A 26715-nucleotide genomic window follows, 5' to 3' on the forward strand; every position below is an offset into this window, starting at 1 on the left:
CATGGCTGTGATCGACAAGACGGTCCGCAGGCACCGCTGGGACACGAAGTTCGCGCCGTACGGGTACGTGGCGCCGTACTTCCTGATCTTCGGTGTCTTCGGGCTGTTCCCCCTGCTCTACACGATCTGGGTCTCGCTGCAGGACCGCAACCTGCTCGAGTCCGACGCGGCGACCTTCGTGTGGTTCGACAACTACGCGGCGCTCATGGCGGACCCGTACTTCTGGAACGCCATGGGCAACACGCTGAGCCTGTGGCTGCTCACGACGGTTCCGCAGATCCTGTTCGCGCTGGTCATCGCGCAACTGCTCAACCGCAAGGTCCGCACCCGCACGCTGTTCCGGATGGGCGTGATCCTGCCGAACATCACCTCGGTGGCGGCGGTGACGATCATCTTCGCGCAGCTGTTCGGCCGGGACTTCGGTCTGTTCAACTGGCTGCTCGGCCTGTTCGGCGCCGGGCAGATCGACTGGCAGGCGGGCACCGCCACCTCGCACATCGCGATCGCCGTGATGGTGGTGTGGCGCTGGACGGGCTACCACGCGCTGATCTTCCTGGCCTCCATGCAGGCGATCTCGCCGTCGCTGTACGAGGCGGCCACCCTGGACGGTGCGAACGGCCGCCAGCAGTTCTGGCGCATCACGGTCCCGTTGCTGCGGCCGCAGATCATCTTCACGACGATCATCGCGACCACCGGCAACATGCGGCTCCTCGCCGAGCCGCTGCTGTTCAACCCCGGCGCCGCGGCCGCGACCGGCGGCTCCGACCGGCAGTTCCAGACCGCGGCGCTGTACCTCTACGAGCAGGGCTTCACGAAGTACGACTTCGGCTACAGCTCGTCGATCGCGGTCGTGCTCGCCATCGCCACCGTCGTCGTCGCCGGGTTCGGCTACCTGGTGACCAAGCGGATCCGGACGGAGTGACCCCATGACCGCAGTGCTGGAACGCCCGGCGCCGGCGCCCCCGGCCGGCCCCTCGACGAGGGCGCGCAGGCTCGCGAGGCGGGTGGCCGGGCCGTGGACCTACGCCGCCCTGATCGCGATCCTCGCCGGATCGGCCTTCCCCGTGTACTGGTCGTTCGTGGTGTCCTCGCAGACACCGGACGCGATCGACAGCGTGCCACCGGTGCTGGTGCCGGGCGGCAACCTCTTCGCCAACATCGCGCGGGTCTTCGACACCACGGACTTCGCGCTGGCGCTGATGAACTCGATCTTCGTGTCGGGCACGGTGACCATCTCGGTGGTGCTGTTCTCGACGCTCGCGGGGTTCGCGTTCGCCAAGCTGAAGTTCCGCGGCCGCAACGTCCTGCTGCTGCTCATCATCGGCACCCAGGCCATCCCGACCGAGCTCGGCATCATCCCGCTCTACATGATGATGGCCGAGTTCGGGTGGGCCGGTGAGATCCACGCGGTGATCGTGCCGGGGCTCGTGACGGCGTTCGGCGTGTTCTTCATGCGCCAGTACTTCGAGCGCGCGATCCCGGACGAGCTGCTGGAGGCGGGCCGGATGGACGGCTGCCACTCGCTGCGGCTGTTCTGGCACGTCGCGCTGCCCGCAGCACGCCCGGCGGCCGCGGTGCTGGGGTTGTTCACGTTCATGCAGGCGTGGAACGACTTCTTCTGGCCGCTGGTGGTGCTCACGCCGGAGAACCCGACCGTGCAGACCGCCCTGTCCACTTTGGCCAGTGGGTACACCACCGACTACACGCTCGTGCTCACCGCCGCGACCATCGGCACGGTGCCCGTGCTGGCCGTGTTCCTGTTGTTCGGCCGCCAGATCGTCGGCGGCATCATGTCGGGCGCCGTCAAGGGCTGACCCCTCGCAGAGGAGACTGTTGTGAGTTTTCCGGCCGGCTTCCGCTGGGGTGTGGCGACCTCGGCCTATCAGATCGAAGGCGCGGCCAGCCTCGACGGCCGCGGCCCGTCCATCTGGGACACCTTCGCGGCGGTGCCCGGGGCGGTCGCGAACGGGGACACCGGTGACGTGGCGGCAGACCACTACCACCGCTGGGAGGAGGACCTGCGCCTGCTCGGCGACCTGGGCGTCGACGCGTACCGGTTCTCCGTCTCGTGGTCGCGGATCCTGCCCGAGGGCAGGGGACGCCTCGAGCAGCGCGGCCTCGACTTCTACCGCCGCCTCGTGGAGGGGTTGCTGGGCAGGGGGATCGAGCCGTTCCTCACCCTGTACCACTGGGACCTGCCGCAGGCGCTGGAGGACGAGGGCGGGTGGCGCAACCGCGACACCGCGCACCGGTTCGCCGACTACGCCGCACTCGTGCACGAGTCGCTCGGCGACGTGGTCCGCAAGTGGACCACGCTGAACGAGCCGTACTGCTCCTCGATCGTCGGCTACGCCGAGGGCCGGCACGCCCCCGGCGCACGGGAGGGCCACGGGGCGCTGGCGGCGGTGCACCACCTGCTGCTGGGCCACGGCCTCGCCGTCGGGGCGATGCGGGCGAACGGGCTGGCCGAGCAGGAGTTCGGCATCGTGCTCAACCAGTCCCCGGCCGTGCCGGTGACGGACTCCCCCGCCGACGTCGCCGCCGCGACCCGCCAGGACGTCCTGCTGCGCAGGCAGTTCACCGACCCGCTGTTCGGCGGGGCGTACCCGGAGGAGTCGCAGTCGGTGTTCGGCGACATCACCGACTTCTCGTTCCGGCGGGAGGGCGACCTGGCGATCATCGGCGAACCGCTCGACTACGTGGGCCTCAACTACTACTACCGGCTGCACGTGGCCGACGCGCCGCACCGGGAGCCGGACCCGGCCAAGCGCACCGCCCACGACATCGGCGTCGACACGACCCGGCTCCCGGACGTGCCGCGCACGGGCATGGGCTGGCCGGTGGAACCCGTCGGCCTCACCACGGCGCTGACGGACCTCAAGCGGAGGCATCCCGGCCTGCCGCCCGTGTACGTCACGGAGAACGGCTGCGTCTACCCGGACGTGGAGGGCTTCCAGGACGACGACCGCATCTCCTTCCTGCGCGACCACATCGCGGCCGCCGAGGCGGCCGCGGAGGCGGGCGTGGACCTGCGCGGGTACTTCTGCTGGTCGCTACTCGACAACTTCGAGTGGGCGCACGGCTACAAGCACCGGTTCGGCCTGGTCCACGTCGACTACGCCACGCAGGAACGCACCCCGCGCGCCAGCTACCACTGGTACCGCTCGTTCATCGGGGCTCGCTAGCGGGACAGCCGCCCGCCGGTGGCTTCAGGGCAGGTCGTGGCGCGTGCCGAGGACGAAGGTCTTCGGCACGCGCCCTGCGTCCAGGCGGTGCGGCGGGGTTGGCGGGTGGCCCTGGCGGTGCGGCGGGTTGGCGGGCGACCCTGGCGGTGCGGCGGGGTTGGCGGGCGGCCCTGGCGGTGCGGCGGGGTTGGCGGGCGGCCTTGGCGGTGTGGCGGGTTGGCGGGCGACCTGGTGACGTGCGACCGAGGCCGCTGCGCTGCCCTGCGGCTCGTCCCGCCCCAGCGGCACGCCGAAGGTCCCGCACTCGCCGTCGGGGTCGTCCTGGCACGCCGCCCACTCGATCGGCACCGGCCCCACCGGCAACACTGCGGCCACAAACGCCGCCAGAGTCCTCCTGGCCCCCGCACAACGCCCCGGCCAGGCCGCCGAGCGGCGGTGCACGCCCCTGTCCGGCGGTTTCCACTTCGGTACGTCGGGTATGTACGTTTTCGTGACAGACCTGACTCTCGAATCCGCGGACCTGTCCGTCGAGGGCTACACCGCCGAGTTCCCCGACGCCGACGAACCGGTCCTGCGCCGCGCCGACGGCAGCGAAGTGCTGACGTGGCAGGAGAACTACCCGTTCACCGAGCGGATGGGCCGTCCGGAGTACGAGCGGCAGAAGCGGCTGCTGCAGATCGAGCTGCTGAAGCTGCAGTACTGGGTCACCGAGACCGGCCAGCGGCTCGTGGTCCTGTTCGAGGGCAGGGACGCGGCCGGCAAGGGCGGCACGATCAAGCGGTTCACCGAGCACCTCGACCCCCGCGGCGCCCGCACGGTCGCCCTGGGCAAGCCCAGCGAGCGGGAGCGCGGCGAGTGGTACTTCCAGCGCTACGTGCGCGAGCTGCCCACCGCGGGCGAGATCGTGCTGTTCGACCGCTCCTGGTACAACCGCGCCGGCGTCGAGCACGTCATGGGCTACTGCACGCAGGAGGAGTACGACCGCTTCATGCGGCAGGTGCCGGAGTTCGAGCGCATGCTCGTCGACGACGGCATCCTGCTGGTGAAGCTGTGGTTCTCGGTGTCCCGCAACGAGCAGCGGACCCGGTTCGTCATCCGGCAGATCGACCCGGTGCGCCAGTGGAAGCTCAGCCCCAACGACATCAAGTCGCTCGACCGCTGGGACGACTACACCGAGGCGAAGGTCGCGATGCTGCGCGCCACGGACACCGAGATCGCACCGTGGACCGTGGTCAAGAGCAACGACAAGAAGCGCGCCCGCATCGAGGCCATGCGCAGCGTCCTGTCCCGGTTCGACTACGCCGACAAGGACGAGGAGGCGATCGGCACCCCGGACGTGCGCATCGTCGGGCCGGCCGCCACGTTGCTGGAGGAGGGCGAGGACGACACCGCTCTCAGCCCCACCCCGATCGCTCCCAGCGCGGAGGCGGGTCCCGGCTTGCACCCGTGACGGCTGCGAGACCACAGCTCACCGCCGGGATGCGGCCACGGACCGCGCCCGCATCCCGGCGTGAAACCCCTTTACTCCCCCGGCCGCCGCAGCCTCTCCGCGGCCAGCCGGCCGGAGATCAGCACCGGTGGAATGCCCACCCCCGGCGTCGTCCCGCTCCCCGCCAGCACGACGTTGCCCCGCCGGAACGGCAGGTTGGTCGGCCGGAACGGCCCGGTCTGGGCGAAGGTGTGCGCGGCCGAGAACGGCGTGCCGGCGGCCTGGCCGTCCCGCGCCCAGTCGTCCGGCGTCACCACGGCGAGCGGTTCGGCGTCGACGAGCAGCTTGCGCGCGGCCATCTCCTCCATGACCTGCTCGGCGTACCGCTGCGCCATCGCGTCCCAGCGCAGTGGCGCGGCGTCGAGGTTCGGGCACGGCGCCAGCAGGTACTGCAGGTGCCTGCCCTCGGGGGCGAGCGCGGGGTCGGTCAGCGACGGCGTGGTGAGCAGCAGTGACGGATCGCTCATCAGCTTGCCCTGCCGGACGATCTCGTCGAACGTGCTGTTCCACTTGTCGCCGAACGAGATGGTGTGGTGCGCGAGGTCGTCCACCACCCGCCGGGCGCTCAGGTGCACGACCACCGCGGACGGCGACCACCGCAACGGCAGCACCCGGCGTGGTTCGCCGCGCAGCAGCCGCGAGCTCTGAGCGGGTCCGGTGGCGAGGACCACGGCGTCGCAGGGGATGCGCGCATCTGCCGTGCGCACCGCCGTGACGCGGGAGCCGGAGCGTTCCAGCTGCTCGACCTCCAGCCCGTAGTGGAACGTCACGCCGGCCAGCGCGGCGGCGTCCGCCAACGCCTGCGGCATGGCGCGCATGCCGCCGCGCGGGAACCACACGCCCGCGATGGTGTCCATGTAGGCGATGACGGCGTAGGCGGCGAGGGCGTCCTTCGGTGCGACGCCCGCGTAGAGCGCCTGGAACGTGAAGACGCGCCGGAGCCGTTCGTCCTTCAGGAACCGCCCGACCGCCTTGTCCAGCGAGCCGAACCCGCCGAGCCGGGTGAGCCGCACGAGGTCGCGGCCGACGAGGTCCAGCGGCGAGTCGAAGCTCGCGCCGATGAACCTGTCCTTCTCCACCTCGTAGAGCTTCGTCAGCCACGCCCGCAGCTCGCGGTACCCCTGCGCCTCCCGGTCGCCCGCGAAGTCGCGGACCGCCTGCTCCATGCGGCCGGCGTCGGTGTGCACGTCGAGCGCGCTGCCGTCGGCGAACGTCGCGCGGTACGCCGGGTGCAGCGGCAGGAGCTCGAGGTGGTCCTCGCGCTTCTGCCCGACGGCGGCGAACGCGTCGTCCAGCAGCTCCGGCATGGTCAGCACGGTCGGACCCGTGTCGATCCGATGCCCGTCGACGTCGAGACGGCCCGCGAGACCGCCCGGATGCGGGTGCCGTTCGAGGACGGTCACCTCGTGGCCCGCGCCGCGCAGGTGCAGCGCCGCCGACAGTCCCGACAGGCCCGCACCGACCACGACCACCCGGTCGGTGCGGCCTTTCACCACCTGAACCACTGCGTTCCTCTCGCTCAGGTCGTCCGCTGGACGGCCCGGTTGGCGAGGCGCACCAGTTCGCGGCGCGCCTCGTCGTCGATGACAGCACGGTCCAGCGCCGCCAGCCCGGAGGCCGCCAGCTTCTCGATGTGCTCCTCCACGGCGGCCACCGCGCCCAGCTCCACGAGCAGCGCGCGGACCTCGTCGACGGTCCGGTCGCTCACGCTGCTGCTCTCCAGGCACCGGCGAAGCAGCCGTTGCGCCGCGGGCATGCCCTGCGCGCGGGAGAACGCGATGGCCATCAACGGCGTCCGCTTGCCCTCCCGCAGGTCCTCGCCCACCGGCTTGCCGGTGACCGAGGCGTCGCCGAAGACCCCCATCAGGTCGTCGCGGAGCTGGAAGGCCACACCGATGTCGTGGCCGTACGCGCGCAGGCAGTCGACGACGTCCGCGTCCGCGCCCGCGAGGGCCGCCCCGAGGTGCAGCGGGCGTTCGACGGTGTACGCCGCGGTCTTCAACGCCGCCACGCGCACCGCGGCCTCGAGCGACTCCTCGCGGCGGGCGACGGCCAGCAGGTCCAGGTGCTGACCCATGATCATCTCGGTCCGCATGGCCTGCCACGGACCCCAGGCGCGGCTCAGCACGTCGCTGGGCAGACCCGCCGTGACCAGGGCGTCGTCCGCCCACGCCAGGGCGAGGTCACCGGCCAGGATCGCCGCAGAGTCGCCGTACTGGCGGGCGCTCGCGGCCCACCGCTCACGCCGGTGCTGCGCGGCGAACGACTCGTGCACGGACGGCCTGCCGCGCCTGGTCGCCGAACGGTCCATCACGTCGTCGTGCACGAGCGCGCAGCACTGCAGCAGCTCCAGCGCCACCATCGCCCGCACGACCGCGTCAGCCGGTGGCGACCCTCCCGCCGCGCGCCAGCCCCACCACGCGAACGTCGGGCGGATCCTCTTGCCACCGGCCAGGACGAGTCCGCGCAGCTCGGCGGAGAGCTCCGGCGCCAGGTCGTGCCTCGCGCGCAGGAACTCGTGCAGCGCCTCGTCGAGGAGGACGCGGAAGTCGTCCACCTGCGACGGGCGGACGTCCACGCTGGTCAGCAGCGACATCGGCGTTCCCTCTGGGAGTAGTCGGGCGTTCGGTGAACTGAGCTAAGCAGCGCGCCGGACGATCTGCATGATGAGCCGTGCCGTTGTGCGGAGCACAACGCGGGGACTTAGCTTGGAGACACCTTCTCCGCGAAAGGACCGCTTGATGTCGGCTGAACGCGAACTGGACGCCGCGGGCATCACCGCACCGGCGTTGCGCGACGCGTACCGGCGCTGCCGTGAGCTCAACGCACTGCACGGCCGTACCTATTACCTGGCAACGAGGTTGCTCAGCGCGGAACAACGCCCCGCCGTGCACGCCCTGTACGGGTTCGCCCGCTGGGTGGACGACGTGGTCGACGACGTCCACAGTGGACCTGACGAGAAGGCGCAGGCCCTGGGCGCCGTCGAGGTCCGCCTCCGGGACGCGTTCGAAGGGCGGGCGGGAGACGACCCGGTGCTGTCGGCGTTGATCGACACCGTGCACCGCTACGACATCCCCGTCCAGCACTTCCACGACTTCATGGCGTCGATGCGGATGGATCTCACCGTCACCGACTACCCCACGTTCGGCGACCTCGAACGGTACGTGCACGGATCCGCCGCGGTCATCGGCCTGCAGGTGCTCCCCGTGCTCGGGACCAGCACGCCCAGGGAGGAGGCCGAGCCCGCCGCGGCGGCCCTGGGCGTCGCCTTCCAGCTCACGAACTTCATCCGCGACGTCGGCGAGGACCTCGACCGCAATCGCGTCTACCTGCCCGCCGACGAGCTCGCGGAGTTCGGCGTGGACCGCGAGCGCCTGCTGCACGCCCGCGCGTCCGGCAAGGCGGACCAGCAGGTCAGGGCCGCGCTGCGCGACCAGGTGCGGCGGACCCGGCGGATCTACGAGCAGGCGTGGCCGGGCATCGGCATGCTCGCACCGCGCTCCCGGCCGTGCGTGCTCACCGCCTACCGGCTCTACGGGCGGATCCTCGACCTCGTCGAGGACGCGGACTGCGACGTGCTGTCGCGCCGCGTCGTCGTCTCCAACGGCAGGCGGCTCGCGGTCGCCCTGCCCGCGCTGGCCAGGGCGGTGTTCGCCCGTGCCGCCTGAGAAGAAGCCGATCCGCGACCGGATCCCGCTGCGGATCTACTCGAGCCCGCCGTGGCGCGAGCAGAGGCCGACGTGGCAGGACGCGAAGCCGGCGCTGATCGAGGCCGCGCTCAAGCGCGCCACCGCGCGCCCGTCCGGCAACTGGTTCGTCGCGGGCGCGAGCAGCGACGTCGTGAAGGGCAAGCCCTGCGGCCGCACGATCGCGGGTCAGGAGGTCGTGCTCTGGCGCGGGCCGCACGGTGTGCTCATGGCGGGTTCGGGCTCGTGCCCGCACCTCGGGGCACCCCTGTGCGACGGCGCGGTGGCCGAGGGCAAGCTGATCTGCCGCTGGCACGGCCTCGCGCTCGACGGCACGCGGTTCGGCGCGTGGACGCCGTTCCCGGCGCACGACGACGGCGTGCTGGTGTGGGTGCGCCTGGACAAGGCGGGCGGCGAGGACCCCCTGGACGCCCCGGTGCTGCCGGAGCGTCCGCCGGCCGGGTCGATCGACGCGGTGGCCACGCTGATCGGCCGGTGCGACCCCGAGGACGTGGTGGCGAACCGGCTCGACCCGTGGCACGGCGCGTGGTTCCACCCGTACTCGTTCGCGAACCTGCACGTCCTGGAGACTCCCACCGAGACGGAGGACCGGTTCCTGGTGGAGGTCACGTTCCGGCTCGCCGGGCGGGTCGGGGTGCCCGTCATCGCCGCGTTCACCTGCCCGGAGCCTCGCACGATCGTGATGCACATCGTCGAGGGCGAGGGCCGGGGCAGCGTGGTCGAGACCCACGCGACCCCGATCCGCGAGGGCCGCACCGCCGTGGTGGAGGCGACCATCGCGCATTCGGAACGGCCGGGGTTCGCGCTGGCCAGGCCGGCGGCGGGCGTGCTGCGACCGGTCATGAGGTGGGCGGCCGCCCGGCTGTGGCGCGACGACCTCGACTACGCCGAACGCCGGTACGCACTGCGCCGGACAGGGCGGTTCCCCGACTGACGGGCTGACCCGCGTCGTTCGTGCGCGATCAGCGGCAGCCGTGGCGAAGGCCATCTGCCGACGCTTCCCGGTCATGGGAAAATGTCGCACGCACGCGCTGGAGGTGCACGAGACCTCCGGCATCGGGGCGGACCGGGTGAGGGTGAGTTGAGGGCGATGCTCGCGAAACGCGTGCGCAGGACGTGACGTACACGCCGCGCGCGGTGGCGGGGATGCTGGGCATCGCCCCCACCACGCTGAGAACCTGGGACCAGCGCTACGGGCTGGGCCCCTCCATCCGCACGGACGGCGGTCACCGCCGCTACGAGGACGCGGACGTCGAGGTGCTGCGCAGGATGGTCGTCCTGACCTCGCAGGGCGTGTCGGCGGCGGCCGCCGCCGTGCTGGCGCGCCAAGAGCCGGTCGCGCCGTCCGACGGCCCGCGCACGCCGATCGCCCCCGAGGAAGCGGTGGTGGTTCAGCGGGGGTTCCTCGCCGCCGCGAACCGGCTCGACGAGCCGATGATGGCCGACCTCGCCTCGAAGCTCATCACCGGCCACGGCGTCGTGTCGGCGTGGGAGGACGTGTTCGTCCCGGCGCTGGTGGAACTGGGCGACCAGGTCGCCCGCACGGGGCAGGGTGTGGAGGTCGAGCACCTCGCCAGCGGGAGCGTGCTGCACGCCCTGCGCGCCATCCCCCGCACGAGCAGTCCCGGCGTGCTCGCCGCCCTGCTGTCGTGCGCCCCCGAGGAGCAGCACTGGCTGCCCCTGGAGGCGTTGGGCGCGGCGCTGTCCGAAGAGGGCTGCCTGTGGGGCAACCTCGGCGCCCGCGTGCCCGCCGAGGCGTTGCGCGACGCGGTGACCCGCCTGCGGCCCACCGTCGTGCTGGTGTGGGCGCACCGGCCCGACCTGGCGCGGCGCGTACCGCTGGAGCGGCTCGGCACCGGGTCGGACTCGGTGGTCGCGGTGGCCGGCTCCGGCTGGGAGGGCGTGCCGCTGCCGTCGTTCGTGCACCGGCCCCGGAGCCTGCGCGAGGCGGTCGAGCTGGTCCTCGACCGCGTGCGCGGCTAGAACACCTCGCGGTCGCGCTCCTGCACGCGCACCTCGTCCAGGTCGGGGAGCCGCCGCAGACCTTGCACGGCACGAGCCATCCGGTGGTTCCCGGCGACCTGCTCCTCGTGCCGGTCGAGCCACGCCCAGTAGCCCGCGGTGAACGGGCAGGCGCGGTCTCCCGTGCGCCGCCTGGGGTCGAACCAGCAGGTCCGGCAGTGGTCGGTCATGCGGTTGAGGTAGGCACCGCCGCCGAGGTACGGCTTGGTCGCGATCGTGCCGCCGTCCGCGTGCTGGCTCATGCCGATCACGTTCACCGGCATGACCCACGGGAAGCCGTCCACGAAGGACGTGACGAACCAGTCGTTGAGCGCGGCCGGGTCGTAGCCCCGTTGCAGAGCGTGGTTCCCCAGCACCATCAACCGTTGGACGTGGTGCACCCAGCCGTGGTCGCGGACACCCTCCAGGGCGGTGCGCAGGCAGGCCGCCCGCACTCCTCCCGGTCGCAGCTCGCTCCACCACCGCGGCAGCTCGGCCGTGGCGTGGAACTCGTTGCGCCGCCGGTAGTCCTCGCCGAGGTGCCAGTACAGCTGCCACACGTACTCGCGCCAGCCGAGCACCTGCCGGACGAAGCCCTCGACGCTCGCCAGCGGCGCGTGGCCGCCGCGGTAGGCGTCCTCCGCCGCGTGGACGACTTCGAGGGGGTGCAGGAGCCCGTGGTTGAGCGGCACGGAGAGCAACGAGTGGGCCATCGTCCAGTCGCGCGTCAGCACCGCGTCCTCGTGCGGGCCGAAATGCGGCAGGCGGTCGGAGACGAAGACCTCGAGCGCCCGCAGCGCTTCCGCGCGGGTGATCGCGAAGCGCCGCGGGCCGTCCTCGCCCACCGCGGGCAGGTCCATCGCGTCGAGGTCGGCGCGCACCCCGGCGTCGATCTCGTCCTCCTGCGGCCACCACGGGGCCGCGACGCCGAGCGCGCCCCGCTTCGGCGGCGGTTCGCGGTTCTCGGCGTCGAAGTTCCACCGGCCCCCGACCGGGGCCCCGCCCTCCACCAGCACGTCGAAGCGGGTGCGCTGGTAGCGGTAGAACTCCTCCATCAGGAACCGCCGGCGCGTGCCGGCCCAGGCGGTGAACTCGTCGCGGGACAACGCGAACGCGGGCGTGGGCAGCACCTCGACGCCGAGTTCGGTCAGCATCCGCCGGGCCGCGTGCGAACCGGGCTGGTAGGCGGTGACAGGACCTTCGACCTTCCGGATCGCCTCCCCGTAGGTCTCCGCGCGGACCAGCGTGACGCGGCCGGGGAACTCGGCGGCGAGGTGGCGCATGCCGGACAGCACGAGGTGCAGCTTTTGCCGGTGGTAAGGCTTTCGGCGCAGCGCGGCGGCCGACTCGACCAGCAGGATCTCGTCGTGCGTCGTGCGTCGTGTGGAAGTGCGGCCCGAGCTGGTCGCCGAAGAGCAGCAACGTCACCGGGCACCGCGCAGGTCGGCGAGCACGGCGCCGGCCGCCCGTCGTCCCGAGTGCAGCGCCCCCTGGATCGAGCTGGTGTCGCGGTGGTCACCGCACACGTACCGCCGATCGCCCGCGCGCACGGACTGCTTCAGCCTGCGCGGCGCGGTCATGGCCGGGATCGCCCGAGGGATGTCGTAGCGCCGCAGCACCTCCCACCGGCTGGTGTCCGTGCCGTACAGGCGGGCCAGGTGCCGGCGCACGTCCTGCTCACCGGCCTCGCCGACCACGGAGGCCTGCACCAGCGGGGCGTGCGGCGAGTACGGGCGCGACACCTCCGACATCACGGCGGTGTTCACGACCGGACCGCCCCCGGCGTCGACGACCAGGCAGCCGTCCCGCAGCGGGGAGCGCGGCGGGCGGAAGTACCACGTCGTGACGCCGTTCCAGAGCGGGTCGACGAGGCCGGGCAGCAGGCGCGCCGCGGTCGTGCCGTCCGTCGCGACCACCACGGCGTCGGCGGTGACCCGTCCGCCGTCCTCGAGGTCCACGCCGTTGTCGTGCACGGCCCGCACCGCGGTCTCCAGCTGCACCACGCCCCTCGGCAGGCGTTCCGCCATCGCCTTGGGCAGCTCTCCCATCCCCAGCGCGGGCACCGCCGCGCCGCCACGGGCGAAGCTGCGCCAGACCAGGTGGAAGAACCGCGACGACGTCGTCAGCTCCCGTTCCAGGAACACCCCGGACAGGAACGGGCGGAACACCGCCTCGATCCCGCGGTCGGAGACCCCCAGCTCCCGCAACGCCTCCCAGGTCGTGCGGTCGGGCGCGCCGAGCAGCGGCCGGACCGGGCCGAAGGCGTCCGGCACCGAGAAGCGCGCCACCGCTGCCACGTCCCGCGCGCTCAGGACGTGCTGGCGCAGGAACCCGTCCCACGCGGCGGGTCCGCTGCGCGGGTCGGCGAGCAGGTCGTGCCTGCCGTTGTCGTGCACGAACGCGCCCGGCCGGAAGTGCCGCAGCGGGAACGGGTCCAGCGCCAGCCGCTCCAGCTCGGGGTAGCCGGGCAGCAGGATCTGGAAGCCCCGGTCGAACCGCACGCCGTCCTCGACGTCGGTCCGCACGCGTCCGCCCACCTCGTCCGAAGCCTCCAGCACGGTGACCTCGAAGCCCGCCGCGGTCAGCTCCAGGGCGGCGTTCAGCCCGGCGAGACCGGCTCCCACGACGACGATCACAGCGTCCTCCAGCGACGGGCCGCCGAGCGCAACAACGGCACCCGGCCCTCGGTCGGCACGGTCCACAGGTCGGTGCCGGCGACGCCCCAGCGGCTCAGCAGGTGGTTCGCGGCGGCGAACCCCGTGGTGGCGGCGCGTTCCATGAGCGCGACCGGCAGGTCGACGCGCACGAGGTCGCCCGCGACCACCAGGTGGTCGTCCGGGGTGGTCACCCCCGGCCTGCCCGCGTACCCACCGGCCGGGAACAGCGGGCAGTCCTCGCGCAGCTCGTGCCGTTCGTCCACGATCCCCGCCCGCTTGGTCTCCGGGTAGACCTCGGTGAGCTGGTGCCACAACCGGGCCCGCGCGGACTGCTCGTCCACGTCGGACGGCAGCGCGTAGCCGTGCAGCTCCACGACGGCCCCGCCGGTCCGCGCGGCCCAGGCCCGTGCCTCGTGCTCGTAGTGGTTGAGCACGCTGACGTTGTCGAGCAGGTCGTGGCCGCCGGTGCCGAGGAAGCCGGGCCGGTCGGGGTCGACCGGGGTGTCCAGCCAGTACCGCGACACGAGGAACCGCGGCGCGGTGCGGAGTTCGCCGATCTTCTCGCGCCACGCGGCGTCGCCGAGCGAGGGCGAGCCGCCGACGAGCGCCCGCAGACCGGGGACGTCGGCGGCGAGCACGACGGCGTCCGCCTCGATCGCGCCGCCGCCGATGGTGACGGAGAACCGCTTCCGCTCGCCCGGCAGCACCGAGCGGACCTCGACGCCCGTGCACACCGTGGTGCCCAGCGACGTGAGGTGGCGCCGCAGCGGTTCCCACAGCCCGTGCGGGAACGGGTCGGCGGCCACGTCGAACAGCAGCCCCTCGGCCGAGCCGAGGAAGTAGATGTGGAACATCACCGCGAGCTCGGCGGCCGACATCCTGGTCGGGTGCGCGAAGAAGCTGCGGGAGAACACCTCGAAGGCGAGGGCGTGCGCGGCCTCGGGGAAGCGGATCCGCTCCAGGTACGTGGCGGCGTCGATGCCGTCGAGCTCCTCGTACACCCTCGGCACGGACACGTCGAGCAGCGAGAGCGCGGCCCGCGCGTTGATGCCGGGCAGGTCGCGCCACCGGAACGTGGGACTGCTGCGCAGGAAGGCCAGCGCGTTCCACGGCACGGTCGCCGGCAGGTTCGCGAAGCCGTCCCGGTGGCCGGAGGCGTGCTGCAGCGGGTAGGCCGGCATGCCGGCCAGGGCCCGGCCCGCCGGGTCGACGCGCCGCAGCAACGCCCGCAGGTTGTAGTACTGCCGGAAGAAGGCGTGGAAGCCGCGGGTCATGGTGACCTCGCTGCCGTCGGCGAGCCGGGTGCTCCAGCCGCCGACGCGCCCGCCGAGGTACTTCTCCCGTTCGCACAGCACCACCCGGGCGCCGCGCTCGGCGAGCAGCGTCGCGGCGGAGAGCCCGGCGATGCCACCGCCCACCACGGCGACCACGGGCGCGTTCCCGCCGAACTGCGCACGCCCGGCCGGCGCCGGGATCCGCACCGCCCTGCGATCCCTCACCGCTGCCCCTGTTCCGGCACGTGCCCGCGGAAGGTGTGCACCACACCGAGCTGCAAGCCGGGCAGCGGTGCGCTGCGCACGCCGTTGAAACCGTTGCGCCGCAACCGGTCGCGCAGCGCGGACGCGCCGTCGAAGTCCATCACACTGCGCCACAGGTAGGTGTAGAGCGAGCGGTCCCCGGTGGCGAGCCAGCCCGCGGGGACGATGAACCCGCACAGCGCCGTCCACACCGCCGTGCCGAGCAGCGAGTCGCGCACCGAGTACTCGTGCAGCACCAGCGTTCCGCCGGGCTTCAGCATCGAGCCGATCTTCCGCAGCGCCGGGTCCGGGTCGGGCAGGTTGCGCACGAGGTAGGCGGCGAAGACCGCGTCGAACCGGCCCTCGTCGACGTCCTCGGCACGGCTGTGCACGAACCTGACCGTCCTGGGCCAGCGCTTCCGCCGCGCCCGCTCGAGCATGCCCTCCGACGCGTCCACGGCGACGATCTCCACGCCCGGCGCGGCGGCGACCAGGGCCGCCGTGGAGGCGCCCGTGCCGCACCCCAGGTCGAGCACCCGCATGCCGGGCTTCAGGCCGAGCGCCATCGCCGAGCGGCGCAGCGCCTGGTGATAGCCGGGGTTGAGCCCGACGAGGAAGTCGTAGCCGCGGGCGGCGCGGTCGAACTTCCCCGGTACCTCAAGCTTGTTCACGTGCCAGCCTTCCCCGTTCCCACAACAACAACACGGCGGTGACCATCGCGAACCCGTAGAGGAAGTCCTCCACCGGGATGTCCCACGGCACCCGCACCCCGGTGATCGCCCAGTCCGCGTAGAGCACGATCGGCGCGTCGAGCTTCGTCAGCCACCCGTCCACCGGAACCTGGAAGCCGAGCACGATCGCCATCGTGACCCAGTAGGCGGGCCGCTTGAACAAACCGGTGCGCAACAGGCAGAACTCGAGCAGCAGCACCACCACGACCGCCGAGGTGGCGGCGAGCGAGTACTCCTCAACCATTGCGCAACCAACGTTCCGAATGGCCGCGCACGGCCTCGTACGTCAGCACCGCGCACAACGGGATCGCCACGAAGAACAGGATTTCCTCGACCGGGAGCACCCCACCGACCAGCACGCCGGTCGTGGCCTCGGGGTGGAAGTGCCAGTGCCCGCGCAGGATCGCGACGACGTCCCAGACCGCGAGCACGAGCAGCACCGGCGCGATGGCACGCGCGAGGTCCGGGACGCGCCGGTACACACCGCGCCCCATCCACTCCAGCGGCACCGTGATGAGCACGCACACGCCCAGCACCGCCAGGTACTCGTACTGGCTTCGCATCGCCGACCTCCTGTGACGACCGTATGGGCGGCGCGGCGACTCTGCACAACGGACGCGAGCACTTTCGTGTTCACCTGAAGCCGCGCAGGAAGTCCAGCACGACACGGGCCGTGGCGCCGGGGTTGTCGCGGTGCGCGAGGTGCCCGGCACCGGGGACGACGCGGTGCCGGACCAGCGGGTGCCGCCGCGCCCACTCCGGCGCCGCGGACGCGATGATGCCGGAGTGGGCGTGCTCGCCGTGGCAGACCAGCGTCGGCGCGGGTCGATGTGCCGGATGGCGTCGACGAAGGATCCCCGGGCGTGCACCAGTGTGCCGTCGCTGACGTGCCGCGCCGTTCGTTCGAGATGACCGCGTGCTCCTTCGGAACAAGTGCTGTGCCCGGCGGCGCGCCCACCGCTTCGGCGCGAGCCTCAGCAGGGTCACGGACAACCGCAACGCGATCATCGGCAGCAGCGAGGGCTTCGGGGTGAGACTGGTGGCACCGATCACGACCAGCGCGTCGAGCCGGTGCGGTGCCTCGATCGCCGCTTCCTCGCTGCTGTAGCCGCCCGGGGAGTGCCCGATCAGCACAGCCGTCGGCGCACCGATCTCGTCGAGCAACCCCAGCAGGTCGCGGGAGGCCTTCGTCAGGTCGAAGTGCTCGCCGTCCTCGCTGCCGCCGTGGCCGGGCAGGTCCCGCGTGACCGTGCGGTACCCGGCTTCCACGAAGAACGGAACCAGCGGGTCGAAGCTGCGGTGGTCGTCCAGGGTCCCGTGCGTGAACACGACCACCGCGCCGTCCGGGTCGCCACGCGTCCGGCACGACGAAGGGGCGGGGTCGGCGGGCACGCGCGGGGGTTGCCCCGCGGACTCGCTCGAACCACAGGGTGTCGTCAGCTCATCTCCGTCTTCGAGATCGCGTAGTAAGCGTCGACCGTGTCGCCGTCGATGCCCACATACGCGTCGATCCACGCCGCTGCGGCGCGCACCAGCGCCAGCAGGACGTCGAACTGCTCCTCCTCTCCCAGCACTCCCAGCACGAGCGCGACCCGTCCGTCGTCACCGGCCGCGAGCCCGCTCAGCACCTCCGAAGCCCGCGCGCGGGCTTCCTCTCCCCGCGCCGCCGGACCGTCCACCTCGATCCGCGTGCCGGCGCCGAGCGAGCCGCGGGGAACTCCGCGCAGCAGGATCGCCGCACACGTGTCGATCGCGACGACCTTCGTCCGCTCTTCCGCCGCCAGACACCGGACGGCGTCGGCGGACCACGGATGATCCCGCCTGTTGACCGCTCCCACAGCGGCCAGCGTCAGTTGCCTGGCCTGCACGTCGTCGAGCCGGTGCATCGACTCCCGCCTCCTCCGCGTCGACCCCGACCGGAATGCGCCCCCGCGCGATTTCTGTATTGCTACAACCAACTCGGACATGGTCAAACGATCCGGTGCGCGGTGCATGCCGACCGGGCAGCAGTTCACCCGTCCGCCGCAGCGCCAGTCAGGGGGTGTGCGGTTCCGGATGTCGTTATCATCGGGATGTTGTGGTCACTCGACTGAGTGGAGACGGCGTTGGCGACTCGCCACCTGTACCTGGTGCGGCACGGCGCGGCGGACCCGTTCGGCGAGCTCACCGCGACCGGCGCCCGCCAGGCGCACCTGCTGGGCGACCGCCTCGCCCGGCTGCCGATCGACGCGGTGTGGCACTCCCCGCTCCCCCGCGCCGCGCGGACCGCCGAGGTCCTGGGCCAGCACCTGCCGGGAGTCCCCGTGACCGAGGCGGCGGAACTGGTGGACCACGTGCCGCACGTCCCGGCGAACCCGCCACCCGCGTGGGCCGGCTTCTTCGACGGCTACGACGCCGCGGAGGCCGCCGCCGGCGCCCGCCTGGCCGAGGCCCTGGTCGACCGGTTCGCCCGCCCCGCGCCGTCCGAGACCCACGAGGTCCTGGTGACCCACGCCTACCAGGTGGCGTGGCTGGTGCGGCACGTCCTGGACGCGCCACCGGACCGCTGGCTGGCCATGAGCTGCGGCAACACCGCTCTCACCGTGGTCCAGCACCGCACGGGCACCCCTGCGGCGTTGCTGCTCTACAACGACATGGGTCACCTGCCGGCCGACCTGCGCTGGACGGGCTTCCGGCCGGGGCCCCACCCCTGACGTCCCGATCCGGATCGGGTGGGTTTCGGCGCCGCCGCCGGCGTCCGCTCTGCGAGCGGCGGTCGCGGCACCGCATCGCGGCCAGCCCTGGTGATCGCGTCGTGGCAGCCAAGGGCGGCGTGCGACCAGAGCGCCCGCTCAGCGCCGGAGCGTCCGGTAGCGCTTGAGCAGGGCGGTGATCCGCGCGGGGTCGGCGGCGCCGTTCAGCTCGGCGAGCAGGTCGTCGGGACACAGCTCGTAGTGGTCGCCCCACCACCGCCGCGCCTTGCCGTCCCAGATCCGGTACCCGCCGGGCACGCCCCTCGCCACGTACCGCCGCTTCGCCAACCGGCCCTCCCCGTTCCGCCGTCCGCCACCAGGATCGCACCGGACGGCGAGCGGCGTGCCGGGTTCGGGCTGGCCGCGCCTACCGCGAACGAGACCCGCGGGACAGACCCTCGGCGTTGCGCTGCCCACGCCACACCCAGACCACCAGGCCCGCGAAGACGCTCGCGCACACGACGGCGCCGAGCACGACCACCGGCACCGACGACCACGTCACCCCGGCGATCACGACCAGCAGGCCGCAGAGGAACGCGGCCACCACGCAGGCCAGGAGCAGGGTCCTGCGGGAGAGGAACACGAAGACCGACGGCTTCGTCAGTTTCGCGGCGAACTTGGGATCCTCTGCGAACAAGCGCTGCTCGATCTCCTCGAGCTCGCGCTTTTCGCGGTCTGCCAGCGCCATCACGAACCTCCTCGTCCGTCGTGCTCCGTCCGCCGCCGGATCCGGCGCCCGCGAGGAGCGCCGGAACCGCGGTCGCTCAGCTCACTCCTCGCCGAAGGCGAAGTCCTCGCCCTCGTCGAACACCTCGTCCACGACCTCTCCGAGCACCATGCCACCGACGACCCCTGCCGCGCCCGCCGCGACCACGCCACCGATGCCGGGACCGCTGCGGTGGCCGTGGTGGCCGTGCTGGTCGTATCCGTGGTGGCCGCCGTATCCGGGCTGGTGGCCGTACCCCGGCTGGCCTCCGAACGCCGGGTTGCCCCCGAACGCGGGGTTGGCGTGGCCGCGCTGCGCGACCTGGGCCAGCCAGCCGTTGACGGCCGAGGCCCAGTCGGTGCCCTGCGCCTCCTGGTGCGAGGCCCGGAAGTGCCCGAACGCGTCACCGCCCGACGAGAACATCCCGCCGCGCTTGTCGGCCTCCAGGATCACGTACAGCTCGTGCGGGTTCGCCACGAAGGTCAGCTCGACCTGGCTGACCGAGCCCGCGAACTGCGCGGGCGGGAAGAACTCGATCTCCTGGTAGAAACCGAGCTCCTGCGGCACGCCGTGCAGGCGGCCCGCCTCGACGTCGGCGCTGCGGAACGAGAAGCCGAGCTGACCGAAGGCGTTGAGCACCGCGTCCTGCGACGGCAGCGGGTGCACCTGGACCGGGTCCAGGTCGCCCTTGTCCGGCGCGCCCGCGATGACCAGTTCCGTGCGCACGCCGACGGTCATGCCCGGCAGCTGACCGCCGCCGACCGCGGTGATCGGCGTCTCCCACGGGAGCGGCAGCTGGAACGGGATCGCGACCAGCTGACCGGCCGGCACCCGCACGCCCTGCTGCACGACCGTGCGGAAGAACTCGGAAACGCCACCGAACTCGTGGTCGCCGTGCTCCACCTCGACCCGGGTGACCAGTGACAGCACGACCTGACCGATCTCGGCGTCCGCGCTGCCGCCCTGGATGCGCACCTGCCCGGTGACCAGCTGGCCAGGGGCGGCGTGTGGCGAGTCCAGCACCGTGTCGACGGACGGTCCGCCGACGCCGAACGCGCTGAGCATCCGCTTGAACAAGTCTCCTCCTGCGGGACTATGAGTGGATCAGTTCTGGCGCACCGCAACGCGCGGTGCGTCGGTCTCGTCGTCGAAGTCGCCGATGAGCTCTTCGAGCAGGTCTTCCAGCGCCGCGAGGCCGACGACGCGCTCGTCGCCGGACACCAGGGCGAGCTGGGCGCGGTCGGCCTTCATCGCGGTGACGGCCGCGGCGACCGGCATCCCGGCCTCCAGGGTGAGGACCGGGCCCATCAACGTGCGGGCGTCCGGGTCCTCGCCCCGCGCCGTCGCGCGCATGGCCTCGCGGATGTGCACCAGGCCGACGTAGCGGCCGTGCCGGTCGGTCACGGGGAACCGCGACCGTCCACAGGCGAGGCTGCGGCGCTCGATCTCGCGAGCCGTCGTGGTCTCGGTGACGGTCGAGGCCTCCTCCACCGGCACCATGACCTCGCGCAGCGTCGTCTTCTGCACCTGCAGCATGCGCGTCAGCAGCCGCTGCTGGTTCTCCGGGATCAGCCCGTGCTCGCCCGACTGCCGCACCAGCAGGCGCAGGTCCTCCGGCCGGTGCGCCTGCGCCAGCTCGTCCTGCGGCTCGACCTTCATCAGGCGCAGCAGGGCGTTCGTCGTGTTGTTGAGTCCACTGAGGACCCAGCGGACCGAGTGCGCGAACGCGCGGAACGGCAGCGCCAGCATCAGCGCGGACCGCTCGGGGTCCGAGATCGCCCACGACTTCGGCGCCATCTCGCCGACGACCATGTGCAGGAACACCACCAGCACCAGGCTGATCGTGAACGCGATGCCGTAGGCGACGGCGTCCGGCAGGCCGACCGCGGTCAGCAGCGGGTCGAGCAGGTCGGCGACGGCGGGCTTGGCCAGTGCGCCGAGGCCCAGCGTGCACAGCGTGATGCCGAGCTGGGCGCCCGCGAGCATCAGCGACAGCTCGCGCACCCCCGCCACGGCGGCCCGCGCCGCGCGGGACGTCTCGGCCTCCTGCTCCAGCCGGTGCCGCTTCGCCGCGATCAGCGCGAACTCGGCGGCGACGAAGAAGGCGTTGAGCGCCAGCAGGACGAACGAGATCGCGAGTGACATCCCGGTGCTCATCGGACCTCCTCCCGAACCCGTGTCGTCAGGACGACCGTCTCCGGCACGTTGCGCGCCACGGCGGTGACCAGCACCGTCACCCCGTCCAGGTCGACCTCGTCGCCCACCTCGGCGGTGCGGCCGAGCTGGTGCAGCACCAGACCCGACACGGTGTCGTACGCGTCGTCTTCCGGCAACGCGAGCCCGGTCGTGTCCTCGACCTCGTCCAGCCGCATGCGGCCGGGCACCCGCCACCGGGCGTCGTCGAGGCGCTCGATGGTGTCCTCGACCAGGTCGTCCTCGTCGTGGATCTCCCCGACGAGCTCCTCCGCGAGGTCCTCCAGCGAGATGATCCCGGCGAAGCCGCCGAACTCGTCGAGCACGCAGGCGAGCTGGCGGCGCTCGGTGCGCAGCCTCTCCAGGACGGCCGGCAGCGGCAGCGTCGCGGGAACGACGAGCGCCGGCGCCGCGACGGCGCCGATGGGGGTGGTGGGCCGCTGCTCTGGGGTGAGGGTGAGGACCTCGGCCAGGCCCACGACACCGCGGATGTCGTCCAGGTCGTCGCCGACCACGGGGAAGCGCGAGTGGCCGGTGTCGAGCAGCTCCACCACGCGGGAGGCGGGCTCGTCCGCGCGCACCGAGTGCACGTTCACCCGTGGCGTCATCGCCTGTTCGGCCGCCAGCTCGCGGAAGTCGAGGCCGCGGTCGAGCAGCCGGGCGAGCTCGGGGTCCAGGTGACCCTGCTCCCCCGCGTCGCCGACGATCTGCTTGAGGTCTTCCGGCGTGGCGCCCTGGGGCAGCTCCTCCACCGGTTCGATGCCGATCGAGCGCAGCAGCCTGGTGGCCGCCGCGTCGAACAGGCGGATGACCGGGCCGGCGATCTTGAGGTAGACCAGCGTCGACGAGCTCAGCCACTTCGCCAGGGCCTCGGGCTTCGCGATGGCGAGGTTCTTCGGCAGCAGCTCGCCCAGCACCATCTGCACGACGGTCGCGAAGATCAGCGCCACGGCCATCGCCAGCGGCACGCCGAACGACTCGGGCAGCCCCAGCAGGTTCGCGAGCCCCGTGCCCAGCAGGGGCTCGGCGACGTACCCGACCAGCAGGGCGGTGACGGTGATGCCGAACTGGGCACCGGAAAGCATGAACGACAGCTTCTGCGTCACGCGCAGCGCCCGTTCGGCGGCCCCGTCGCCCGCTTCGGACATCTGCTGCAACCGGCCCCGGTCGACCGCCATGTAGGCGAACTCCTGGGCGACGAAATATCCCGTGGCGGCGGTCAGCGCCACGATCGCCAGCAGGCCGGAAAAGATCAACACGGCGTGCTCACCACTTCGAGCCGGGTTCGCCCCGGCCCACTACTGCAGCCGTCCACGTCGGCATCATCAGGCATGTCCTTACAGTAACACGTAGCACTGTACGGTTGCCGAACGAGGTGCAGGTGGGCGGAGCATTGGCGCCTGCAGGACTCATCTGAGTTCAACGTCCGGCAGCCCGCGAAGTTCCCCGGGACGACATCTCGGCGGCGGCCCGGCAGACCGGCCCCACGGCGGTCCCCGATCGCGTCCGCCGAGCCGCGGGCCCTCCGGACACCTTGCGCCGCAGCGCTTCAGCTCACGTTTTGGTTTGAAACGTCAAGGGCACCCCTCTCACGACGCAAACGCATGACGTTCGGATGACAGGGAGAGGACATCATGGGCGCCGATGACAAGTTCGAGGCCAAGAGCGACCAGTTCACGGGCAAGGTCAAGGAAGGCGTCGGCGACGTCACCCACGACGAGGGTCTGCGCTCCGAGGGCAAGGCGGAGCAGGCCAAGGGCCACCTGAAGGAAGCGGTGGAGAAGGTCAAGGACGCCTTCAAGTAGCACTCGCTCCCCGGCGACAACGACGGAAGCCCCGCATCTGCGGGGCTTCCGTCGTTTCGGCTGAACTCCTTCGCAAGCGCCGGCAAGTCGAAGTCGGCGACGTTCACCCGGTCCTCTGTGGACCGGACGCCTCCAGGAAGAGGCCGGTGTAGGTGGGCTGGGTCGCGCCGGCCACCGGACCGGACAGGGATCCGGTGTCCACGTGCGGATGGCTGAAGAGTCCCTGCGCCGGCAGAGCGGACAGCGGCTGCGTGCGAACAGGCACCTGAGCGCGGCCGCCGGTGCGGCCGCTGTCCGCACCCGAGCGCGTGATGTGCTGGATCTGCAAAGTGTCGACTTCCTGTTCCGAGCGAGGTGGTGGATCCGCTTCTTCGCGAGCAGACCCTGCGCCCCTTCTCCGGCCTCCGTCGTACCGGCCGTCGGGTCGCGCGCACCGGGGTGCCCGTTGTCGCAAGAGATCAATCCTTCGGACTCGTCCGATTTCGACGGACGGGCCGCACACGCCGTCGCGGCGGGTCAGGTGCGGTTCTCGCCCGGTGTGCCGAACGCGGCGAGCGACACCGGTTGCCACTCGCGCCAGGTCCGCAGGCGTTCCCGGTACAGCTCCTCGATCACGGGGAACAGGCGGCCGAGGAGCAGCCTGCGGGGCGGGTGCTCCGCGTCGACCAGGGCGAGGACCGCCGGTGCCGTCGCGGCGGCCTCACCGATCTCGAACTCCACGGCGTTCCCGGCACGGGCCCGCGCGTAGTCCGGCGACTCCGCGCTGCGGCGCGATCCCCGGTCGAGCCAGTCGGTCGCGTACGGTCCGGGCTCGACGCAGGTGACGTGGACGCCGAACCCCTCGACCTCCTGCCACAGCGCTTCGGAAAGGCCTTCGAGCGCCCACTTCGAGGCGTGGTAGGCGCCGATGCCGGGGTAGGCGCGCACGCCGCCCTCGCTGGTCACCTGCAGCAGGTGCCCGCTGCCCTGGCGCCGCAGGACGGGCAGCACCGCCTGCGTGACCCAGACCGCGCCGAAGAAGTTGGTCTCCATCTGTTGGCGCAGCTCACGTTCCGAGAGTTCCTCGACCATGCCGAAGTGGCCGTAGCCCGCGTTGTTGACGACGACGTCGATGCGCCCGAAGTGCTCGGCCGCGCGGCCGACCGCCGCGAAGACGCCCTCCCGGTCGGTGACGTCGAGTCGCAGCACCAGCACGGTGCCGGGGAAGCGCCCCTCCAGGTCCCGCAGCTTCTCGGGGTCGCGGGCGGTGGCCACCACGCGGTCACCCCGTTCCAGCGCGGCCTCCGTCCACAGGCGACCGAAGCCGGTCGACGTTCCGGTGACGAACCGGACTTTGCTCATGACCCGAGTCTGGGCGCCGGATCGACATGCCACCAGAGAAAGTCGATCAACGCAGGTATTCCGCCCTGGCATACTGAGCACGTGCTCGACGTCCACCCCCAACTGCTGCGCGCGCTGCGGGCCGTGGTGGAGGCCGGTTCGCTCACCGCGGCCTCCGAGCGCCTCGGGTTCACGCAGTCGGCGTTGTCCAAGCAGATCGCCGCGCTCGAAGCCGCCACCGGCACGCGGCTGTTCGACCGGGGACCTCGCGGGGTCGAGCCGACGGCGGCGGGCAGCCGGCTGGCGGTGCGCGCGGCGGTGATCCTCGACCAGTACGAGGTCGCCCACCGCGAGCTCGAAGACCTCCCGGCACCGCTCGGCGGCCGGATCGCGCTGGGCGGGTTCCCGACCACGGCCCTGCGCCTGGTGCCCCGCGCGATCGCCCGCGTGCGCGCCGACCACCCGTCGGTCGAGGTCGAGTTCCTGGAGTCGTCGACGCCGGTGCAGGTCCGGCGGTTGCGGGCCGGGCGGGTGGACCTGGCGATCCTCGCGTCCGGGGAGGACCTGCCGGACTGGGACCTCACCGGCGTCGAGGTGCACCCGCTGCTCTCCGGCGCGTTGCTGCTCGCGGTGGGACGCCGGCACCGGCTCGCCGGCGCGCGGAGGGTGCCCGTGGCGGAGCTCGCCGGGGAGGGGTGGGTCGTCGGCAGAGGAGCACGCGGGGAACCGCAGTTCGGCGCCTGGCCCACGGTGCCGCGGCCACGGGTGGTGGCCGAGCTCGGTGACTGGTCGGCGCGGTTCGGGTTCGTCGCCGCCGGACTCGGGATCACGACGATCCCCGGTCTCGCCGCCTCCGCGCTGCCCGACGGGGTCGTCTGCGTGGAGGTGGACGACCCGGGGTGGGCGGGGCGCTCGATGAGCCTCGCGTGGACCGGGAGCCTCACCGCCGCGGCCGCCGCTGTCCGTGCCGCGCTGGTCGAGGAGGCACGGCTGATCGCCGAGCGCCGTTAGCCCAGGACGAGCCGCGCGGTCGCCTCTCCCCTGCGGAACGGGAAGGTGTGCGCGCCGCCGACGACCTCCGACCGCGCGTCCCGCGCCGCGGCGGCGAGGCGGTCGACCCAGGGCTGGGGGGCGAACGCGTCGTGCTCGCCGCGTGCCAGCAGCACCGGGCAGTGGACCTCGGTGATGACGTCCTCCGGCGCGTCGTGCTGTGCCGACCGGATGAAGCGCGTGATCTCCGCCGGCCCGCCGCGCAGGTAGTCGGGCACCGTCGCGGGCACCAGTGCGGGCGACTCGTGCAGGAAGTTGCGCACGAACGCGCGGACCAGCTCTTTCACGCCGCGTTGTTCCGGTGGGAAGGTCGGTCCGAGCAGCACCAGTGACCGCACGAGGTCCGGTCGTGCCGCGGCGACGTGCAACGCCGCCTGGGCACCCGTCGAGTGCCCGACGAGGACCACCGGGGCGCGCGGCACCTCGTCGATCCAGCCGCGCACCGCCCCGGCGACGGCGTCGATCCCGGCCGGGCACACCCGCGCCGCCCGGTGCCCGAAGCCCGGCACGTCGAGCAGGTGCGCCGTGGTCCTGCCGCCGCAGGCGTCGAGGGTGTCGACCAGGTAGCCCAGCGCCCCGAGGCCGGGCACGAGGACGACGTCCGGCGCGTCGCCGTGCCGCCGTCCCGCTCGCAGGCTGCGGAACTCGCGCCCGCCGACCCGGTCCCACCGCTCGCGCACGTCCCGCCGGCGGTCCGGCATGGCAGGCCTCCCTTCGTCCCGCTGGAACTACCGCGGCGGGGGCCGCCGGAAACATGGGGGCGCCGGTTGCGAGCGGGCTCACGAAAGAGATCGATTGGCCGCGCGCCCGCCGGGTACACGGCCGTCATGGCAACACATGACTCGAACCAGGGAGACGACCTGGCGTCCTACGCGCCACCTCACGACACCGGCGCCCCCGACGCCGTCGAAACGGATCCCGCCGCCCTGAACAGCGCGGAGGACCTCGACGAGGACCGCCTCCGGCTCGACCCGCTCGAGGCGGGCATGGACCCGCCCGAGCGGTGGAGCGGCGTCGACAAGTACGGCATGACGCCGTACGAGCAGGCCCACGCCCGTCCGCTGGAGGACCGCCTCGCCGAGGAGCAGCCCGACGTGCCCGTCGCACCGGAACCGCTGGACGAGGAGGTGCTGGCGGAGGCCGCGGGACGCGGGCAGCTCGCCGACGAACCGGGCGGCTCGATCGCCAGCACGGCGCGCACCCCCGACGAGCCGGTCTGAGCCCGATCGGATCTGGAGCGGGTGTCGCGCGGTGGCCCAGGCGCCGCGCGACACCCGCCACCGGTTTTCGCTCCGCTCCGCGTTCGAGGCGTGGCGACGCGGGCACAGGCTGCCCAGGGAGGTGCGAGGACGTCGCTGGGACCAGTCGTTGCCCGCCGCTGTCTCTGCACCGCTTACCGTTCGCACCAGTTCTACGACGTCGAGAAGGAGGAGGCCCGGCGGCACATCCGCGTCGTCGGGACGGTGCCCAACGACCGGCAGTGGGTTCCCGACCGCGTCTGCGAGTGCCTCGGCTGCGGTAAGCGCTTCCAGGTGGAGCAGGGCGAGTACCACCACCCCTGGTGGAAGTGGACCGAATCGAAGGCGCCCAAGACGATCGTCTGACCACTAGGCTCGGATCGA

General features: G+C 72.3%; 32 protein-coding genes. 13 read left to right on the forward strand and 19 right to left on the reverse strand.

Annotated features, from left to right (window positions below):
- Window position 1 precedes the first annotated feature (1 nt).
- The 3 genes from L6E10_RS09210 to L6E10_RS09220 are packed head-to-tail and all read left to right on the forward strand — an operon-like array spanning window position 2 to window position 3185.
- Complete coding sequence (locus tag L6E10_RS09210; RefSeq protein WP_090096988.1) at window positions 2-922, forward strand: carbohydrate ABC transporter permease; 921 nt, start codon at window positions 2-4, stop codon at window positions 920-922.
- 4 nt (window positions 923-926) lie between these two features.
- Complete coding sequence (locus L6E10_RS09215) at window positions 927-1814, forward strand: carbohydrate ABC transporter permease (protein ID WP_236218728.1); 888 nt, start codon at window positions 927-929, stop codon at window positions 1812-1814.
- Between the two features lie 21 nt (window positions 1815-1835).
- Entirely contained in the window at window positions 1836-3185 is a 1350-nt protein-coding gene (locus L6E10_RS09220) for a GH1 family beta-glucosidase (protein WP_236218730.1), read from the forward strand.
- Window positions 3186-3209: 24 nt separating this feature from the next.
- Here the strand turns inward: L6E10_RS09220 and L6E10_RS09225 are convergent, their stop codons facing one another.
- The gene (locus L6E10_RS09225) at window positions 3210-3533 is read right to left on the reverse strand and encodes a hypothetical protein (RefSeq protein ID WP_236218732.1); all 324 of its coding nucleotides are present in this window, start codon (window positions 3531-3533) and stop codon (window positions 3210-3212) included.
- A 142-nt stretch (window positions 3534-3675) separates the two neighbouring features.
- Here L6E10_RS09225 and ppk2 point away from each other — a divergent pair, with 142 nt between their 5' ends.
- On the forward strand, window positions 3676-4635 hold the full coding sequence (gene ppk2 / locus L6E10_RS09230) for a polyphosphate kinase 2 (RefSeq protein ID WP_236218734.1): 960 nt from the start codon (window positions 3676-3678) through the stop codon (window positions 4633-4635).
- Between the two features lie 71 nt (window positions 4636-4706).
- Here ppk2 and crtI read toward each other — a convergent pair whose 3' ends face one another.
- Entirely contained in the window at window positions 4707-6167 is a 1461-nt protein-coding gene (gene crtI / locus L6E10_RS09235) for a phytoene desaturase family protein (RefSeq protein ID WP_374236182.1), read from the reverse strand.
- 26 nt (window positions 6168-6193) lie between these two features.
- Complete coding sequence (locus L6E10_RS09240) at window positions 6194-7270, reverse strand: polyprenyl synthetase family protein (protein ID WP_236218737.1); 1077 nt, start codon at window positions 7268-7270, stop codon at window positions 6194-6196.
- Between the two features lie 145 nt (window positions 7271-7415).
- Here L6E10_RS09240 and L6E10_RS09245 point away from each other — a divergent pair, with 145 nt between their 5' ends.
- From L6E10_RS09245 to L6E10_RS09260, 4 genes are read left to right on the forward strand one after another with little or no spacing between them, the layout of a single operon-like run.
- Window positions 7416-8342, forward strand: coding sequence for a phytoene/squalene synthase family protein (locus tag L6E10_RS09245; protein WP_236218739.1), 927 nt, complete (start codon window positions 7416-7418; stop codon window positions 8340-8342).
- Window positions 8332-9315, forward strand: coding sequence for a DUF5914 domain-containing protein (locus L6E10_RS09250; RefSeq protein WP_374236184.1), 984 nt, complete (start codon window positions 8332-8334; stop codon window positions 9313-9315). Before L6E10_RS09245 ends, L6E10_RS09250 begins: the two co-directional genes overlap by 11 nt.
- 4 nt (window positions 9316-9319) lie before the next feature.
- A complete protein-coding gene (locus tag L6E10_RS09255) occupies window positions 9320-9466 on the forward strand; it encodes a WhiB family transcriptional regulator (protein ID WP_240010336.1) in 147 nt (48 codons plus the stop codon).
- Window positions 9467-9497: 31 nt separating this feature from the next.
- Complete coding sequence (locus L6E10_RS09260) at window positions 9498-10364, forward strand: MerR family transcriptional regulator (protein ID WP_236218743.1); 867 nt, start codon at window positions 9498-9500, stop codon at window positions 10362-10364.
- Here L6E10_RS09260 and L6E10_RS09265 read toward each other — a convergent pair.
- From L6E10_RS09265 to L6E10_RS09300, 8 genes are all read right to left on the reverse strand, one after another.
- A complete protein-coding gene (locus tag L6E10_RS09265) occupies window positions 10361-11743 on the reverse strand; it encodes a cryptochrome/photolyase family protein (RefSeq protein ID WP_308102747.1) in 1383 nt (460 codons plus the stop codon). The two genes, L6E10_RS09260 and L6E10_RS09265, sit on opposite strands and share 4 nt — an antisense overlap.
- A 63-nt stretch (window positions 11744-11806) precedes the next feature.
- Window positions 11807-13018: an FAD-dependent oxidoreductase gene (locus L6E10_RS09270; RefSeq protein WP_236218745.1), complete on the reverse strand. Its 1212-nt coding sequence runs from the start codon at window positions 13016-13018 to the stop codon at window positions 11807-11809.
- The gene (locus tag L6E10_RS09275; RefSeq protein WP_308102736.1) at window positions 13015-14538 is read right to left on the reverse strand and encodes an FAD-dependent oxidoreductase; all 1524 of its coding nucleotides are present in this window, start codon (window positions 14536-14538) and stop codon (window positions 13015-13017) included. Before L6E10_RS09275 ends, L6E10_RS09270 begins: the two co-directional genes overlap by 4 nt.
- Window positions 14535-15227, reverse strand: coding sequence for a class I SAM-dependent methyltransferase (locus tag L6E10_RS09280; protein WP_236218747.1), 693 nt, complete (start codon window positions 15225-15227; stop codon window positions 14535-14537). Before L6E10_RS09280 ends, L6E10_RS09275 begins: the two co-directional genes overlap by 4 nt.
- Entirely contained in the window at window positions 15214-15531 is a 318-nt protein-coding gene (locus L6E10_RS09285) for a lycopene cyclase domain-containing protein (RefSeq protein ID WP_236218749.1), read from the reverse strand. The genes L6E10_RS09280 and L6E10_RS09285 overlap by 14 nt, the downstream gene beginning before the upstream one ends.
- Window positions 15524-15850 carry a lycopene cyclase domain-containing protein gene (locus L6E10_RS09290; protein WP_236218751.1) on the reverse strand — a complete coding sequence of 109 codons (327 nt, stop codon included), beginning with the start codon at window positions 15848-15850 and terminating at the stop codon, window positions 15524-15526. The genes L6E10_RS09285 and L6E10_RS09290 overlap by 8 nt, the downstream gene beginning before the upstream one ends.
- A 70-nt stretch (window positions 15851-15920) precedes the next feature.
- Window positions 15921-16679, reverse strand: a complete 759-nt coding sequence (locus L6E10_RS09295) for an alpha/beta fold hydrolase (protein ID WP_236218753.1) — start codon at window positions 16677-16679, stop codon at window positions 15921-15923.
- A gap of 44 nt (window positions 16680-16723) precedes the next feature.
- The gene (locus tag L6E10_RS09300) at window positions 16724-17173 is read right to left on the reverse strand and encodes a hypothetical protein (protein ID WP_236218755.1); all 450 of its coding nucleotides are present in this window, start codon (window positions 17171-17173) and stop codon (window positions 16724-16726) included.
- 219 nt (window positions 17174-17392) lie between these two features.
- Here L6E10_RS09300 and L6E10_RS09305 point away from each other — a divergent pair, with 219 nt between their 5' ends.
- Window positions 17393-17980 carry a histidine phosphatase family protein gene (locus L6E10_RS09305; RefSeq protein WP_236218757.1) on the forward strand — a complete coding sequence of 196 codons (588 nt, stop codon included), beginning with the start codon at window positions 17393-17395 and terminating at the stop codon, window positions 17978-17980.
- A gap of 138 nt (window positions 17981-18118) precedes the next feature.
- Here L6E10_RS09305 and L6E10_RS09310 read toward each other — a convergent pair whose 3' ends face one another.
- The 5 genes from L6E10_RS09310 to L6E10_RS09330 form a co-directional block, all read right to left on the reverse strand.
- On the reverse strand, window positions 18119-18307 hold the full coding sequence (locus L6E10_RS09310; RefSeq protein WP_236218759.1) for a hypothetical protein: 189 nt from the start codon (window positions 18305-18307) through the stop codon (window positions 18119-18121).
- A 79-nt stretch (window positions 18308-18386) separates the two neighbouring features.
- Window positions 18387-18707, reverse strand: a complete 321-nt coding sequence (locus tag L6E10_RS09315) for a DUF3040 domain-containing protein (RefSeq protein ID WP_236218761.1) — start codon at window positions 18705-18707, stop codon at window positions 18387-18389.
- A gap of 81 nt (window positions 18708-18788) precedes the next feature.
- Window positions 18789-19802, reverse strand: coding sequence for a sporulation protein (locus tag L6E10_RS09320; RefSeq protein ID WP_236218763.1), 1014 nt, complete (start codon window positions 19800-19802; stop codon window positions 18789-18791).
- Window positions 19803-19829: 27 nt separating this feature from the next.
- A complete protein-coding gene (locus L6E10_RS09325) occupies window positions 19830-20882 on the reverse strand; it encodes a hemolysin family protein (RefSeq protein WP_236218765.1) in 1053 nt (350 codons plus the stop codon).
- Window positions 20879-22177 (reverse strand): hemolysin family protein, encoded by a 1299-nt coding sequence (locus tag L6E10_RS09330; RefSeq protein ID WP_236218767.1) that lies wholly within the window; start codon window positions 22175-22177, stop codon window positions 20879-20881. The genes L6E10_RS09325 and L6E10_RS09330 overlap by 4 nt, the downstream gene beginning before the upstream one ends.
- A gap of 375 nt (window positions 22178-22552) precedes the next feature.
- Between L6E10_RS09330 and L6E10_RS09335 the strand changes: the two genes are divergently transcribed.
- Window positions 22553-22723, forward strand: a complete 171-nt coding sequence (locus tag L6E10_RS09335) for a CsbD family protein (RefSeq protein ID WP_236218769.1) — start codon at window positions 22553-22555, stop codon at window positions 22721-22723.
- A 103-nt stretch (window positions 22724-22826) separates the two neighbouring features.
- On the opposite strand, the gene L6E10_RS09340 is transcribed toward L6E10_RS09335, so the two are convergent.
- Together L6E10_RS09340 and L6E10_RS09345 are read right to left on the reverse strand one after the other, a co-directional pair.
- Window positions 22827-23051 (reverse strand): hypothetical protein, encoded by a 225-nt coding sequence (locus L6E10_RS09340; protein WP_236218770.1) that lies wholly within the window; start codon window positions 23049-23051, stop codon window positions 22827-22829.
- A gap of 188 nt (window positions 23052-23239) precedes the next feature.
- A complete protein-coding gene (locus L6E10_RS09345) occupies window positions 23240-24064 on the reverse strand; it encodes an SDR family NAD(P)-dependent oxidoreductase (RefSeq protein WP_236218772.1) in 825 nt (274 codons plus the stop codon).
- Between the two features lie 81 nt (window positions 24065-24145).
- On the opposite strand from L6E10_RS09345, the gene L6E10_RS09350 reads away from it, so the two are divergent.
- Window positions 24146-25054 (forward strand): LysR family transcriptional regulator, encoded by a 909-nt coding sequence (locus tag L6E10_RS09350; protein ID WP_236218774.1) that lies wholly within the window; start codon window positions 24146-24148, stop codon window positions 25052-25054.
- On the opposite strand, the gene L6E10_RS09355 is transcribed toward L6E10_RS09350, so the two are convergent.
- Window positions 25051-25794 carry an alpha/beta fold hydrolase gene (locus L6E10_RS09355; protein ID WP_236218776.1) on the reverse strand — a complete coding sequence of 248 codons (744 nt, stop codon included), beginning with the start codon at window positions 25792-25794 and terminating at the stop codon, window positions 25051-25053. The genes L6E10_RS09350 and L6E10_RS09355 overlap by 4 nt on opposite strands.
- A gap of 126 nt (window positions 25795-25920) precedes the next feature.
- On the opposite strand from L6E10_RS09355, the gene L6E10_RS09360 reads away from it, so the two are divergent.
- Window positions 25921-26313, forward strand: a complete 393-nt coding sequence (locus L6E10_RS09360; protein WP_236218777.1) for a hypothetical protein — start codon at window positions 25921-25923, stop codon at window positions 26311-26313.
- A gap of 90 nt (window positions 26314-26403) precedes the next feature.
- Window positions 26404-26697: a hypothetical protein gene (locus L6E10_RS09365; RefSeq protein WP_236218779.1), complete on the forward strand. Its 294-nt coding sequence runs from the start codon at window positions 26404-26406 to the stop codon at window positions 26695-26697.
- Window positions 26698-26715: the final 18 nt, after the last annotated feature.

The sequence above is a fragment of the Lentzea sp. CC55 genome, assembly GCF_021056325.1.
Lineage (GTDB): Bacteria > Actinomycetota > Actinomycetes > Mycobacteriales > Pseudonocardiaceae > Lentzea > Lentzea jiangxiensis.